13 protein-coding genes are annotated in these 15,608 nt (G+C 34.4%); 5 read left to right on the plus strand and 8 right to left on the minus strand.

Features of this window, described 5'->3' with window-relative positions; all coding sequences use genetic code 11:
- Window positions 1-75 precede the first annotated feature (75 nt).
- The 7 genes from prfB to fakB1 all read right to left on the minus strand — a co-directional run bounded on the left by prfB (window position 76) and on the right by fakB1 (window position 9,224).
- Window positions 76-1,195, minus strand: a protein-coding gene (prfB, locus tag HMPREF2597_RS12050; protein WP_096032083.1) for a peptide chain release factor 2 whose coding sequence is annotated in 2 segments (ribosomal slippage) — window positions 76-1,122 and window positions 1,124-1,195 — 1,119 coding nt in all. Because the reading frame shifts where the segments join, the coding sequence is not laid out codon by codon here.
- A gap of 237 nt (window positions 1,196-1,432) precedes the next feature.
- A complete protein-coding gene (gene secA / locus HMPREF2597_RS12055) occupies window positions 1,433-3,964 on the minus strand; it encodes a preprotein translocase subunit SecA (RefSeq protein WP_002479340.1) in 2,532 nt (843 codons plus the stop codon).
- Window positions 3,965-4,505: 541 nt separating this feature from the next.
- Window positions 4,506-5,285, minus strand: coding sequence for a peptidoglycan recognition protein family protein (locus HMPREF2597_RS12060; RefSeq protein ID WP_002479341.1), 780 nt, complete (start codon window positions 5,283-5,285; stop codon window positions 4,506-4,508).
- 416 nt (window positions 5,286-5,701) lie between these two features.
- Window positions 5,702-6,274, minus strand: coding sequence for a ribosome hibernation-promoting factor, HPF/YfiA family (gene hpf, locus HMPREF2597_RS12065; RefSeq protein WP_002479342.1), 573 nt, complete (start codon window positions 6,272-6,274; stop codon window positions 5,702-5,704).
- Window positions 6,275-6,332: 58 nt separating this feature from the next.
- Window positions 6,333-7,007, minus strand: coding sequence for a ComF family protein (locus HMPREF2597_RS12070; protein WP_012990936.1), 675 nt, complete (start codon window positions 7,005-7,007; stop codon window positions 6,333-6,335).
- Window positions 6,970-8,295: a DNA/RNA helicase gene (locus HMPREF2597_RS12075; RefSeq protein ID WP_002479344.1), complete on the minus strand. Its 1,326-nt coding sequence runs from the start codon at window positions 8,293-8,295 to the stop codon at window positions 6,970-6,972. The genes HMPREF2597_RS12070 and HMPREF2597_RS12075 overlap by 38 nt, the downstream gene beginning before the upstream one ends.
- Window positions 8,296-8,357: 62 nt before the next feature.
- Entirely contained in the window at window positions 8,358-9,224 is an 867-nt protein-coding gene (fakB1, locus tag HMPREF2597_RS12080) for a fatty acid kinase binding subunit FakB1 (RefSeq protein ID WP_002459719.1), read from the minus strand.
- Window positions 9,225-9,624: 400 nt separating this feature from the next.
- On the opposite strand from fakB1, the gene HMPREF2597_RS12085 reads away from it, so the two are divergent.
- Complete coding sequence (locus tag HMPREF2597_RS12085; protein ID WP_002479345.1) at window positions 9,625-10,266, plus strand: YigZ family protein; 642 nt, start codon at window positions 9,625-9,627, stop codon at window positions 10,264-10,266.
- Between the two features lie 52 nt (window positions 10,267-10,318).
- Here the strand turns inward: HMPREF2597_RS12085 and HMPREF2597_RS12090 are convergent, their stop codons facing one another.
- A complete protein-coding gene (locus HMPREF2597_RS12090; protein ID WP_002479346.1) occupies window positions 10,319-11,377 on the minus strand; it encodes a glycosyltransferase family 4 protein in 1,059 nt (352 codons plus the stop codon).
- Between the two features lie 320 nt (window positions 11,378-11,697).
- Between HMPREF2597_RS12090 and HMPREF2597_RS12095 the strand changes: the two genes are divergently transcribed.
- From HMPREF2597_RS12095 to pepT, 4 genes are all read left to right on the plus strand, one after another.
- Window positions 11,698-12,771: a GGDEF domain-containing protein GdpS gene (locus tag HMPREF2597_RS12095; protein ID WP_002459722.1), complete on the plus strand. Its 1,074-nt coding sequence runs from the start codon at window positions 11,698-11,700 to the stop codon at window positions 12,769-12,771.
- 253 nt (window positions 12,772-13,024) lie between these two features.
- Window positions 13,025-13,786, plus strand: coding sequence for a threonine/serine exporter family protein (locus HMPREF2597_RS12100; RefSeq protein WP_002459723.1), 762 nt, complete (start codon window positions 13,025-13,027; stop codon window positions 13,784-13,786).
- A 16-nt stretch (window positions 13,787-13,802) separates the two neighbouring features.
- Window positions 13,803-14,297: a threonine/serine exporter family protein gene (locus HMPREF2597_RS12105; protein ID WP_002459724.1), complete on the plus strand. Its 495-nt coding sequence runs from the start codon at window positions 13,803-13,805 to the stop codon at window positions 14,295-14,297.
- 14 nt (window positions 14,298-14,311) lie between these two features.
- On the plus strand, window positions 14,312-15,541 hold the full coding sequence (gene pepT, locus HMPREF2597_RS12110; protein ID WP_002479347.1) for a peptidase T: 1,230 nt from the start codon (window positions 14,312-14,314) through the stop codon (window positions 15,539-15,541).
- The last annotated feature ends 67 nt before the right edge of the window (window positions 15,542-15,608 follow it).

Raw genomic sequence — 15,608 nt, forward strand, 5'->3', positions numbered from 1 at the left:
AATCCAGTCAACTACTGCCAATATATCGTTTATAGCCTAGAACATAATGATGTCCCATGCGCGTTCTAATAATCATTATGACGAGTATGACTGATCCATTTGCTGTCTTAAGTAAGCTTCTATAAATGGCCCAATATCTCCATCCATCACGGCATCTACTTTCCCAGTTTCTTCATTCGTCCGATGATCTTTAACCATTGAATATGGATGAAATACATAAGAGCGTATTTGACTGCCCCAACCTATTTCTTTTTGTTCACCACGGATTTCCGCCATTTCCTGCGCTTGTTCTTCTAACTTCAACTGATATAGTTTGGATTTTAACATTTTCATTGCGGCTTCACGATTTTTAATTTGTGATCGTTCATTTTGGTTGTTGACAACTATGCCAGTCGGATGATGGGTAATTCGAATAGCTGATTCAGTTTTATTAATATGTTGTCCACCAGCGCCCGATGCTCTAAAAGTATCAACCGTAATATCATCAGGGTTAATTTCAATTTCTATCTCATTATTATTAAAATCAGGTATCACATCACATGACGCGAAAGATGTATGACGACGTCCTGATGCATCAAATGGTGAAATACGAACCAAGCGATGAACACCTTTTTCAGCTTTTAAATAACCATACGCATTATGTCCTTTGACAAGTAACGTCACACTTTTAATACCTGCTTCATCACCAGGTAAATAATCTACCGTTTCAACTTTAAATCCATTTTGTTCACAATAACGCTGGTACATACGGAGTAACATACTCGCCCAATCTTGAGATTCTGTACCTCCAGCGCCTGGATGTAATTCTAGTATCGCATTATTAGCATCATGTGGACCATCTAATAACAGCTGTAATTCAAATTGATCTAATTTATCGTTAAAGGCCAAGACATCCATTTCCAACTCAGCCTTCATATCCTCATCATACTCTTCTTGTAATAACTCGGTCGTGGCAAACATGTCCTCAACTTCATTGTCTAAGTCATGATAGCCCATAGTTATTGCTTTCAAAGCGTTATTTTTATCAATAATATCTTGCGCTTTATTTTGATCGTCCCAAAAATTAGGCTCGGTCATCATTTCTTCATATTCTTGAATATTTGTCTCTTTATTTTCTAAGTCAAAGAGACCCCCTAATTTGAGTTAAACTATCTTGATACGCCTCTATACGACGTTTGATTTCTGAAAGTTCCATGCTTATCTCTCCTATAACGATGATATCTTCTGTCTTCTTTATGATACATATATGATTATATTTTGTCACGATTGTATTATGATTGATGATTAATCTAATCCATAAAAAGAGCAGGATAGAAGTCTTTGTGTAACTTCAATATCCTACTCCAAAAAGGCTCAAAACGGATTAAGCATAACATTTATGGTCACGCTTCGTTTAAGTATTGAGAATTTAATTCAATTACCGTCAAGCACATTATTTACCATGACAGTTTTTATATTTTTTGCCACTACCACATGGACATGGATCATTTCTACCTACTTGCTCACCTTTTACGATAGGTTGTGGTTTCACTTTTTCTTTACCATCTTCGGCAGAAACATGTTGGGCTTTACCAAAGTCAGTTGTTTTTTCTCGCTCAATATTTTCTTCTACTTGCACAACAGATTTCAAGATGAATTTTGAAGTGTCTTCTTCAATATTTTGCATCATAATATCAAACAATTCATGACCTTCATTTTGATAATCACGCAGTGGATTTTGTTGTGCATATGAGCGCAAATGGATTCCTTGACGCAATTGATCCATAGTATCAATGTGATCTGTCCAGTGTGTATCAATAGATCGGAGCAAAATCATACGCTCAAATTCTGGCATTTGTGTGCCAATAGTTTCTTTTTGAGCATCATATGCTTGTTCGATTTTTTCCCAGACAATATTATAAATATCTTCGGAATCTTTACCTTTTATTTCTTCAACTGTTAAGCTACCTTCTTGTAAAAAGACATCGTTAACATAATTGATGAATGGATTATAATCTAATGCTTCATCTTCTTCATTAATGTAATAATTAACTGCGCGTTGTAAAGTTGATTTCAACATGGCAGTAACAAGCTCTGAACTATTATCACTATCAATAATATTATTACGTTCATTATAGATAATTTCACGCTGTTTACGCAATACTTCATCATACTCAAGAATACGTTTACGGGCATCAAAGTTATTACCTTCAACACGTTTTTGCGCAGATTCTACTGCCCGAGAGACCATTCTTGATTCAATCGGTGTTGAATCATCCATGCCTAAACGCCCCATCATTTTTTGTAAGCGCTCAGAACCAAAACGAATCATCAACTCATCTTGCAGTGATAAATAGAAGCGGCTATCACCTCTATCACCTTGTCGACCAGAACGGCCACGTAATTGGTCATCAATACGACGTGATTCATGACGTTCCGTACCTATAACAGCTAAGCCGCCTAATTCTTCGACACCTTCACCAAGTTTAATGTCGGTACCACGTCCGGCCATGTTTGTCGCAATTGTTACAGCACCTTTTTGTCCAGCTTTAGCAACAATATCTGCTTCGCGCTCGTGATTCTTTGCATTTAAAACATCATGTCTCACACCGCGTTTTTTCAACAAGGCTGAGATATATTCACTGGTTTCTACAGCAACTGTACCTAACAGTACAGGCTGACCTTTTTTATGTTTCTCTACTACATCTTCAATAACAGCATCAAATTTACCTTTTTGACTAATATAAATTAAATCTGCTTTATCTGTACGTTGTACCGGTTTGTTCGTAGGAATTTGCGTAACCGTCATATTATAAATATTACGGAATTCTTCTTCTTCAGTTTTTGCTGTACCAGTCATGCCTGCTAATTTATTGTACATTCTAAAATAGTTTTGGAAAGTAATGGAAGCCATTGTCTTAGATTCATTTTGAATTTGAACGCCTTCTTTAGCTTCTATCGCTTGGTGTAATCCTTCAGAAAAACGACGTCCTGGCATCGTACGTCCTGTAAATTGGTCAACAATGAGCACTTCCCCATCAACCACCATATAGTCTTTATCGCGTTGCAATGAAACATGTGCTCTTAAGGCAGTATTAATATGACTGATGACATCAACATTTTGGACATCATATAGGTTTTCAATTTTGAACATGCGTTCCGCTTTATCTGCACCTTGTTCTGTTAAATGTACAGCTTTTGTCTTTTCATCATATTTATAATCGTCTTCGGCTTTTAACATTTTAGCAAAAACATTGGCTTGCGTATAAAGTGATGTTGATTTCTCAGCTTCCCCAGAAATAATTAATGGTGTACGCGCTTCGTCGATTAAAATAGAGTCGACTTCATCAATAATAGCAAAATGCAGTGGACGCATAACACGTTCTTCGGCATAATTCACCATATTATCACGCAAATAATCGAATCCTAATTCATTATTTGTACTATATGTGATGTCTTGTAAATATGCTTCTCTTTTTTCTGCTGTTGTTTTACTATTTAAATTCAAGCCTACAGACAACCCAAGGAAATTGTATAATTGGGCCATTTCTTCGCTTTGTACACTTGATAAATACTCATTGACTGTAATAACATGAACACCTCGGCCAGCAAGGGCATTGAGGTATGTTGGCATTGTAGCTGTTAATGTTTTACCTTCACCTGTTCTCATTTCTGCGATATCGCCTTTGTGAATAGCGATACCACCCATCACTTGTACTTTGAATGGAATCATGTTGAACACACGTTTAGATCCTTCACGTACTAATGCATATGCTTCAGGTAATATTTTATCTAGATAATCATTTTGTTTCTTAACATCATCTATCTCTTTAAGTTCTTCTTGATATTTTTTTGTCTTATTACGAATCTCTTCATCCGTTAAAATAGCGATATTTTCCTCTAATGCAAGTACTTTATCAGCTAGTTTTTCTAATCGTTTTATTTCTTTTTTATTGCCGTCAACAATTTTTGATAAAAATCCCATTTTGTTCGCTCCTTTAGCTAAAACTGTTTGGCCTACAACAATTTATCTTATCATTTATACCATTAAATTTATACTTATATTACTCATACTACGCGTCTCTCAATGTCATCTCTAATCATTTCTTTCACCGAAAAACTTATGCGTGCTACTACTAAGTTGATGCGTGATTCCTTTTGGGCTATTGATTGCCCTGCAAATCGACAACATATTTATTTTAACACGATAGAAACAACTTTTTCTCGTCATAAATAAATAATTTTCGAATATATTAATAAAAGCGTATTTTAAAAACGTACTTTGAGAAACTGAAGATGAAATAATACAATTTTAGAATCGTCAAATTACATTAGCATAACCTAAGATATGTGTCCATTGATTAAACATTTGCTTCTTAAAAACTAAAGTATGTACAAATTCTTAATCATGAACCTCAATGTTGATAATGGGATTATTAAAGTTTGTAAAAAACACGCGAACAAGACTAGGAATCTAAATAACAGATTCCTAGTCTTGCTACTACATGTATTAAAGCATTTTTAATTTACGCCATATTATCATAGTAGTATTTAATTAAATCAAACATTTGATGCATATCGTATCCCCATCTTCCATAGTATTCGATTGGATCTACGTGATCTGTACCGCCCCAATATTTACCTACTGCATTGTGGCTAATGACAGAACCTTTACCAGCGTTATCATCAGCAAGTGTTGGCGTAATTCCATTTTGCTTTAACATATAGGCTGCAAGCCAAGCTTGATTATTAACTGATTTTGCAAAGTCTTCAAAATTATACATTCTTACTAATTCGATTTGATAAAAGTATGGATTAGCTTTAGGACCAGCTCCCCACACATAATATTCTGCAGGTGCAGTAAGATGTATTTCGTTATTATCAACGAATGCGTGTACAAATGCTCTAGTATAAGTTTCATACATGCGATCTACCCATACTTGTAAAGGACGATTGTCTTCGCCCACTTCGTGAATAACAACACCCATGTAAGTGCCGTTTTTATATTCTAATTTAGGAAGTGTATCCATACGTGGATCTTTTACTACTGGCGAATGCTGAAGATGATTGTCGATAATATATTGATTGACTTTAGAGTTTGCAAATAAGGTTGCTGTATCATTTGCTTTTGTTTCTTTCGAATTATTCAGTTTTCCTGAAACTTGAGTATTAGTATCTTTTGGATTCTGCTGATACAACGTTGCTTGCTTAGAGGATAAACCTTGCGCATGACTAACAGGCATAAAAATTAACGACATCGACATTAAAAGAATACATGTAGAAAAAAGAACTAACATTTTTGACATAAAATCACACTCCTTTGATATTGTTTTAATTATTAAAATTAATATTTAATAATTACACTTATATTATTAATCTAATAACAAATTAAAATCAAGTGGTTATTTTCATCAAAAGTGAAATATTTGTGTATCTTGTTAAGTTTTTTTAAAAAAATATGTTTCTTAACAATTATATTTTAAAAAATATTTAATAAAAAAAGAGTAGCTTGTTCAGCTACTCTTTTCATTATCCAAATATATTTTAAAATATTGGCAGTGGTTAACTGTATTGAAAATATGCTTGTATCAAGCTTCTTTCAATCTTAGTCAGCCTTGCCAGTGAGGGAAAATGAAATTATTTTTTGCAAATGATATTTCTGTCCCATTCTCTAGAAAATCACTCAAGACATTGTGGCTATAAGCACAATGACTCAAAATTTTTATTCTGTTGTTTCGATTAAACCATATTTACCGTCTTTGCGTCGGTATACAATACTTGTTCCTTCTGTTTCTCTATCAGCAAACACAAAGAAATCATGTCCTAGCAAATTCATTTGTAATACAGCTTCTTCAGAATCCATAGGTTTTAAGCTGAAATGTTTAGAACGAATAATTTCAATGTCGCTATCATTTGTTTCGACTTCTAATTCAGATGGTTCTGGAGTAGCTTCAGCTACTTCTGCCACGAATACTTCTTGATCCCCATGATCTCGATTTTTTCTGTTGACACGTGTTTTATATTTACGTACTTGACGCTCTAATTTGTCATTAACTAAGTCAATAGCTGCATATAAATCATCGTGTCGTTCCTCCGCTCTAAGTGTGACATTTTTGAGTGGAATTGTTACTTCAATTTTAGTTGCAGAATTAGCATACGTTTTAACTTTAACATGTGCTACTGCATTTGGAACGTTATTAAAATAGCGTTCTAATTTACCAATTTTGTCCTCAATATAGTTGCGGATTGCATCTGTAATAGTGAGGTTATCTCCATGAATTTCAAATCTAATCATAGTAATCTCTCCTTTAACCTCTATTGGTAATTCTTACTTATATCATACCACGTTCGGACTACCGTGCAAACGTATACACACTGAATTTTCTGACTTTATTTTCTAACAATTTACACCCCGCATGATGTATGGTTAATCCAGTAGTATAAATATCATCTACGAGTAATATTTCTTTATTTGTCAAGTCGATATCTAAAGAAATATAAAATGGATTAGATGCTTCAGCACGCTCTATTTTTGATAATTTTGATTGCTTAGGACGCAAATCCGTAGCTAAAAGATTAATATATTGAATACCTTTATAAGCTAACACTGTAGTTACAGGATTAAAGGTTCTTGTATCATCTCTTACTTTCGGGGACGGAATTGGCACAACGTAGTCATATTTAATTTGAGGTAGCTTCAGTTGATATGCCAACACTTGCGCTAAATAGTGATCTTTCATAAATTTGTATTGATGGATGAGCGCTTTGATAATTCCTGTGTACTGATAATCACAATATAGCTGCGTCATTAATTGAAACCGATTTGCTAAAAACTGACAGTCTAAACACTGTTGCGTTGAATGACCACATTGATTTAGACATCTCGAACAACGTTGTTTTTTGTCTTTAATACGACAAGCTTGCCACAAACTTTCACATTTTGAACATATAAGTTTAGGCGGCTTGTATATATTTATAGCCGTTAATGGTTCATGGATGGGTTGAAGACATTGGAGGCATCTTCTCATCTAACCACCCTTTTTCTCTTGCCAAACGATTCATAGATTGCACCTCACGTCTAGCAGCAATCATGCTTAAACTTACACCTTGATGTAAATACAATACCATGCCATCAGGTGCATGTGCTTTTCTCCCAACTCGACCAGCAATCTGTATCAATGCTGCCTTGCTAAATGTTTGTGCATCGATAACAATGACATCTAAATGTGCCATTGTGAAGCCTCTTTCTAAAATTGTTGTCGTAAAAACAATTTCGTAGTTCCCTTGTCTGAGCGCTTCAACCTTTTCAAAACGTAAGACATCTTCACTATATACGTAGGTGAGTGACGACAAAACAGCTTGATATCGATGATAAGCAGCTAACATCGTTTCTATATGATGAAAAAACACTAAAGTTATTCGTCGTTTATTTAGTTGATTTTGCAAAATGCGCACTAAAGTTTGTTGTTGTCGATTGCACTTCAACTTAAAATATTTAAAGCGTGGTACAGGAAGTGGATGTCGATGAAATCTAGCTGGTAAATATATGATTTGTTCATGATTAAATTGCGCTAATAACGCTTTAGATGGCGTCGCAGTCATATAAATAATTGAAGCTTGTCTACAGGCTGCCATCTGAATTGCAATAAATAATGATGATTCCATAGCTAATGGAAAAGCATCTACTTCGTCAACAAAAATAAGGTCAAAATGATTTTTAAAACGATACAACTGATGAATCGTTGCAATGACAAAATGACCGTTAAATTGTTGTCTCGATTGCTGATGCAATACATCAATCTGTTCACCTTGAAAAGCATCCAGGATACGCTGACTAATTTCTAAAACAACATCTACTCTTGGAGATACAATAGCAACATTGTACCCCTTGTGTCTGGCATACTGAATACCAGGAAACATCATTTCCGTCTTACCAGCACCCGTTACTGCATAGAGTAATAATTTTTGGTGGTGCTGTATAGCATAAATCATTTTTTTACTGGCATAACATTGTTGATCAGACAAATTAAATGGCAATGTGTACGAAGCGGTAGTCTTATTTCTCTTCGATTCTATTAATACATAATCAGTCATATTATCTACTCTTCCCAATTGAAGACAGTTACGGCAATAAACAATCTCTTCCTGATGATTACTTATATATTTATGAAAATATAGCATATCTCTATTGCCACATTGCAGACATACTATTCCTTTGTTATCGGTGTAAATTCCTTTTTGTTTCGATGCTACTGGCTCATTATCTTGAACATGAGATGCAGGTATTAATTGACCATAGCGTATGATTCTAGTCACCTCTTTTTAATGTATAAAAAAAGACATGAATCATTGTTGATTCATGCCTCCCTCGAAATGCATTATTCTATAGAAATCTTTTTGCCAAAACACCCTAATCCTAACCCGCCTGAACCAAGATGTGTAGCAACAACTGGTCCAAATTCGGAATAATGAATATTATAGGATTCCGGATACTTTTCTTTCAATTCTCGGTAAAATGCCTTACCTTCTTCAATTTTATCTCCATTTATCACAAATATCGTCACTTCATCAAGCTCACTAGCAATGCGCATAATATTCTCTTCTAATGACTTATAAGCTCTTTTCTTAGTACGCACTTTTTCTTCCGGTACTATTTTCCCATCTTCAAAGCGTAATACAGGTTTCATCTTCAACATCGTACCAACCCAAGCTTGTGCACCGGTAATACGGCCACTTTTTTGTAGGTTTTTCAAATCATCTACAAATAAATACGCAGTTGTATGTTCACGAATTGCGCTTAATTCTTGAATAATGTCGTCAGGTGAAAAACCTTTGTCCACTAAGTTTATTGCATGTAACACATATGATCCTTCCATCATTGCAGCTAATTTGCTATCAAATGAATGCACATTAACGCCTTCGACCATTTCTCCAGCTTGTGTTGCAGATTGGTAGCTACCGCTGATACCGCTTGATAAACATATAACAATGATATCTGTGTAACCTTGATCTCGCAGTGCTTCATAGCGTTGAATCCACTCTCCAATAGCAGGTTGACTTGTAGTTGGTGGTGTTTTCGATGATAGCATTTTATGGTAAAACTGTTCCATGTCAACATCATTTGATTCAACAAATGTTTCTCCGTCGTCAAAGATGACACTAAGAGGTGCAACTGGAATTTGGTATTTATCTAGTAACTCTTGTGAGAGATAGCTTGTAGAATCAGTCATTACAGCAATCTTCATAGTAGTCCTCCTCAATTATACTTAATTCTCATTATAAAATAATTTAACTTAAAAGCAAACAACTATCCCCTCTTTAACAACGAGTCTGGCACATAATTAAATTTTAGGTTCTGAGCTCTATATTGGCAGTAGTTGACTGGATTGAGAAAATACGCTTGATACTAAGCTTTTTTCAATCCTAGTCAACCTTGCCGGAGCGGGACTACGAATTCATAATGAATTCTGTCCCGCTCCCTGCTCTTCTTAAAAAATAAATCACAATTTGCAATATCATCATTCGTCACACATGACATATGACACACAAGATAAATTTTTAAGCAGATTAAAACAGTGCTTTATTGTTTTGATATCATGCTGTATAGTTAAATTAATCGATACGCTATAGGGGGAATCAATTTTAATGAGCGAACCCATTATTACAATAAAAAAAGAACATATTATTGAAAATGTCATACACAAATCTAGATTTATCGCCCATATTAAACCAGTAAATAGTGAAGATGAGGCTAAACAATTTATTGCCGATATCAAGCAGCGTCATAAAGATGCAACACATCATTGTTCTGCCTATACAGTGGGAGCACACATGAATATTCAAAAAGCAAATGATGATGGAGAGCCTACTGGTACAGCTGGTGTGCCGATGTTGGATATTTTGAAAAAACTCGATGTTCATAATGTTTGTGTAGTTGTGACGCGCTATTTTGGAGGCATTAAACTTGGTGGTGGCGGTTTGATACGTGCATATAGTGGTGCCGTGCGTGATGTTATTTTTGCGGTAGGACGTGTAGAATTACGCGATGCCATTCCCGTTATTGTAACAGTTGCTTACGATTTAACTGGTAAATTCGAATATGAGTTAGCATCAACATCCTATATGCTTCGCGATACTACTTACCTTGATAAAGTCCGTTATCATATAGATGTAATCGCAGACGACTATGATGCTTTCATCGCATTTTTAAATCAACATACTGCTGGCAATTACACATTAACTACTGAAAAAACGAAAAAGTTACCTTTCGATATTTCTACAAATTAAAAAGCTACTCAGCCTGAAACAATATTATATATCAGGCTGAATAGCTTATTTTTTATTTATGTTCATGGTGATGGTTCTTCTTGGCAATTAACTTTAATAAAGGTCGATAATTATCATCAATTAATCCGGTAAATTCAACAATCATCTCAATCGTAATTAAAATCAAGATAAACATCAAGACAACACCTAATGGTTGTGATAAGTACAAAATGATACTTGATAGACTGAATAAAATGGCAATTGAATAAATCAATAACACCGTTTGTCTATGTGAATAACCCAAAGCCAACAATTTATGATGTAAATGTGACTTATCTGCTTGCATAATATGTTGCCCTTTCTTCACACGACGTATCATTGCAAATAAAGTATCGATAAATGGAACTGCAAGTATAATGATCGGGAAAAATAATGAAATAAACGTAATATTTTTAAAGCCTAGTAACGAAACAAAGCCAATAATAAAACCAATCATTAATGCACCACTATCGCCCAGAAAAATCTTTGCTGGATGAAAATTAAAGAATAAAAAGCCTAGCAGTGAACCAATTAATACACTACAAATCATTGTTATAAAGATATTCCCTTGCAAAATAGCAATAAATGCTATTGTTAACAAAGCAATGATAGAAACACCTGACGCTAAACCGTCTAAACCATCAATAAGATTAATTGCATTTGTAATGGCTACAATCCAAATGATTGTAATTGGAATACTTAAAAACCCAAAATGAATAGTTGGTCCCATTGGAAACGAAATAAAGTCAATCGTAATGCCATAGAACACAATCACACTCGCTGCGACGACTTGCCCCAAAAGTTTAAGTAGTGGTTTTAAATCACATATGTCATCAATAAGTCCTACTACGTACATAATAAAAGCACCTATGACTAAGGGTTTTATTTCTCTTTCCATAGGATGACTAATCCAAATCCCAATAAGGAAAGAGAAAAGTATCACGGTGCCACCAAGAACCGAAACTGGTTGAGTATGAACTTTTCTAAAGTTCGGTTTATCAACAATATTGAGCTTTTTAGAAATAGCGATAACGATTGGTGTAATCATTAAACTAATCAACATCGTAATCACTATGAGCAATAATGTAAGCATCCGTTCACCTTCAATAGATATATTTCTTATTTTTTAGCGCCTTATATTTTTTATTTGTTAAGACGTCAATATCATCAGTCATAAAGGTTCTCTATACGCACTGTGACATAAATACACTATATAATTGTGGTGTATGTTAACACATGTTGTCTATACAGTATAATAAATAAGAAGAAAATGTTTTTTCTTATCATACCATGGAAAATTTTATTTTAACATGAAAGACTGTAATTTAGCATAAATTTCTTTCCAGAGTTAATGACAAATTGTAAGTTTTCACTTACAATTACTAGTGGAGAAATAAAGGAGTCGGTAAATACATGTTGGAAGCAATCATTTATAATATTTCTGTCATGGTTGCAGGTATCTATTTATTCCACAGATTACAATATTCTGAGAATAAACGGGTAACTTTCTCTAAAGGCTATGTTACAGTTTTAATGACCCTTGTTGCACTATTATTAGCTGCTTATCCAATCCCATCATATAACGATGAATTTTTAGTACATTTAACGTTTGTACCATTGTTGTTTTTAGGACGTTATACCCATATGCCTTATACCCTTGCTGCAGCCACAATTGTCGCATTGGTTGATATCTTTGCCTATGGGAATTCAATATTATATGGTGTGACATTACTTGTCATAGCAGGCATTGTAAGTGCAATTGGTCCATTTTTAAAACAAAATGATATCGTGTCACTACTCATCTTAAATTTAATTAGTATCATTATTTTAGCTATTTTATCAATTTTCAGCCCGATATATGACATTAAAGAATTAATTATATTGATACCTGTATCATTTGTCTTAACTATTGCTTCAGCAGTAACGTTCGTAGATATTTGGCGTTTCTTTTCACTTGTCAATCGCTACGAAAATGAAGATAAATATGATTATTTAACTGGTTTAGGTAACGTTAAAGAATTTGACCGTCATCTTAATCATATTTCTCAACAAGCTGAAGAACATCACGAAAGCCTTGCATTGTTATTAATTGATATAGATGGATTTAAAGACGTCAATGATTCGTATTCACATAAATCAGGCGATGCTGTATTAAAGCAAATGTCCCAATTATTAAAGAATTATGTACCTAAGAAATTTAAAATCTTTAGAAATGGTGGCGAAGAGTTTTCAGTAGTTATACGCGATTATTCCTTAGACCAAAGCGTTAAACTTGCTGAAAATATCCGTCTAGGTGTAGAAAAATCATCATTTCATTTACCAAATAAAGAAGTTATTAAATTATCAGTGTCCATTGGTGTAGGTTATTTAACTAAAGATGATCACAAATCCCAACGAAAAGTATTTAAAGATGCTGATGATATGGTACATGTGGCTAAAAATGAAGGACGAAATCAAGTTATGTTTAATCCAATTATCAAATTATAAAGTACAATATCACTTTCCGTATTACACTATCATTCTGTACAAGACAGTATCTGAATGATAGTGTTTTTTGTATGAATAGCTCATGATTTTAAGTTTATCTTGACTCATTATTCATTTTAGTTAAAACTTCTATTATAATAGTGCAATATAGAAGTTATATAACTTGTACGTTGAACAACATAGATGTACAAAAAAACAACGTTAAATTTTTTTATGACTATATATTTTTATTCCACCATGGAGGTGTCGCGTTATGTCTGATTCAATCACTATTATAGATGAAAATAAAGTGATTGATGTGGTTTTAATTGCAGGTCGAATTTTACTTGAAGCTGGTGCAGAAACTTACCGTGTTGAAGATACGATGAATAGAATTGCGCATAGCTATGGTTTACATGATACATATAGTTTTGTGACCTCAACCGCGATTATTTTTTCACTAAATGATCGCACAAGTACACGGCTCATTAGGATTAGAGAAAGAACTACCGATTTAGAAAAAATTGCATTAACCAACAGTCTTAGTAGAAAAATTGCCAATAATCAGTTGACAATCGATGAAGCCAAAAACGAATTAATTCATCTACGTCAAGCGTCATTGCAATTTTCATTTCTAACTAATTTCTTAGCGGCAGCCATTGCATGTGGATTTTTCTTATTTATGTTTGGTGGTGTAGCATCAGACTGCTGGATCGCAATATTGGCTGGGGGTGCTGCATTTTTAACATTTAGCTTTGTTCAGCGCTATATACAAATTAAATTTTTCTCAGAATTTGTAGCTTCAGCTGTGGTAATTAGTATTGCAGTGTTTTTCACTAAGATGGGCATTGCAACAAATCAAAACATTATTACTATTGCCAGCGTGATGCCTTTAGTACCTGGGATTTTAATATGTAACGCGATTCGTGATTTGATGGCAGGAGAGTTGCTAGCTGGTATGTCTCGTGGTGTAGAAGCCGCTTTAACTGCGTTTGCAATTGGTGCTGGTGTCGCAATTGTTTTATTACTATTCTAAGAAAGGCTGTTTATAAATGCTATTTTATTTATTTCATTTTACAATTAGTTTTATTTCTACAGTGCTTTTCTCAATTATTTTCAATGCACCTAAAAGATTACTCGTGGCATGTGGTTTCGTAGGCGCTGTTGCTTGGACGATTTATCAATACACCGTTGATTTAGATTTAGGTAAAGTAGGTGCTGCATTTTCTGGGAGCCTTATTTTAGGATTGCTAAGTCACGTTATGAGTAGACGATACAAACGTCCGGTCATTATTTTTATTGTTCCTGGAATTATTCCACTTGTCCCTGGTGGTGCTGCATATGAAGCAACCCGTTTCTTAGTATCAAATGATTACACACATGCTGTAAATACATTTTTAGAAGTGACACTTATTTCTGGCGCGATTGCCTTTGGTATTCTTGTTGCCGAAATTTTATATTATCTTTATACGCGAATCAAACAGTTTTTTGGGAAAATTAAAGGGAAATCTTATAAAAAATCTTATAATATGAACAATAGAGTTTAAGGGGTTGAATAACGATGAAAGCACAAATTATTGATAGATTAACAAGATATGTCAAAATAGATACACAATCAGATCCAAACTCACAAACTACACCCTCTACAGCTAAACAATGGGATTTATTAAATCTTTTACAAAGAGAGCTTGATGCTTTAGGTCTAGCAACTGAACTCGACGATAACGGTTATCTTTTCGCTACTATCGAGAGTAACATTGCGCATGATGTGCCTACAGTTGGCTTCTTGGCCCATGTAGATACATCTCCTGATTTTAATGCCAGTCATGTCAAACCTCAAATTATCTCATCATTTGATGGTCAACCGATTAAATTAGGCCAAACATCTCGAGTGCTTGATCCAGAGGTATTTCCTGAATTACAAGGCTTAGAAGGACACACATTGATGATTACTGATGGCACATCATTACTTGGGGCTGATGATAAAGCCGGTGTGGTTGAAATCATGGAAGCTGTAACATATTTAGTAGACCATCCTGAAATTAAGCATGGCCGTATTCGTATCGCTTTTACTCCTGATGAAGAAATTGGTAAAGGCCCTCACCATTTTGATGTTGCACGCTTTAATGCTGATTTTGCATATACAATGGATGGCAGTCAATATGGCGAGTTGCAATTTGAAAGTTTTAATGCAGCGGAAGCAACGATTACCTGCCATGGCGTAAATGTTCACCCTGGTTCTGCAAAAAATGTCATGGTTAATGCGATTTTACTCGGCCAACAATTTAATAGCTTATTGCCTCCTCAAGAGGTACCAGAACGCACAGAAAATTACGAAGGTTTTTACCATTTAATGCATTTTAACGGCAATGTAGAAAAAGCAACCCTTCAGTATATTATTCGTGATCATAATCGCAAAAACTTTGAATTACGTAAGAAGAAATTACTTGAAATTCGAGACAATATAAATGCGCATTATGAAGATTTCCCAGTCAAAGTAGATATCGAAGATCAGTATTACAATATGGCAGAAAAAATTAAACCTTTACCTCATGTGATTGATATTCCTAAAAAAGTGTTTAGTGATTTAGGAATAACGCCAAACACTGCTCCTATTCGTGGTGGTACAGACGGTTCACAATTATCATTTATGGGCCTTCCAACACCTAATATCTTCACTGGATGCGGTAATTTCCATGGTCCATTTGAGTTTGCATCTATAGACGTTATGGAAAAAGCAGTACAAGTGGTGTTAGGCATAGTCGAAGAAGTCACACATTATAACAAATAATACGTGCTAACAAAATTGCAATTATAAGAAAATCGAATCTGGGACATCATTATGTTTTAGGCTATGA

This window comes from Staphylococcus sp. HMSC063A07, from assembly GCF_001836955.1.
GTDB lineage: Bacteria > Bacillota > Bacilli > Staphylococcales > Staphylococcaceae > Staphylococcus > Staphylococcus lugdunensis.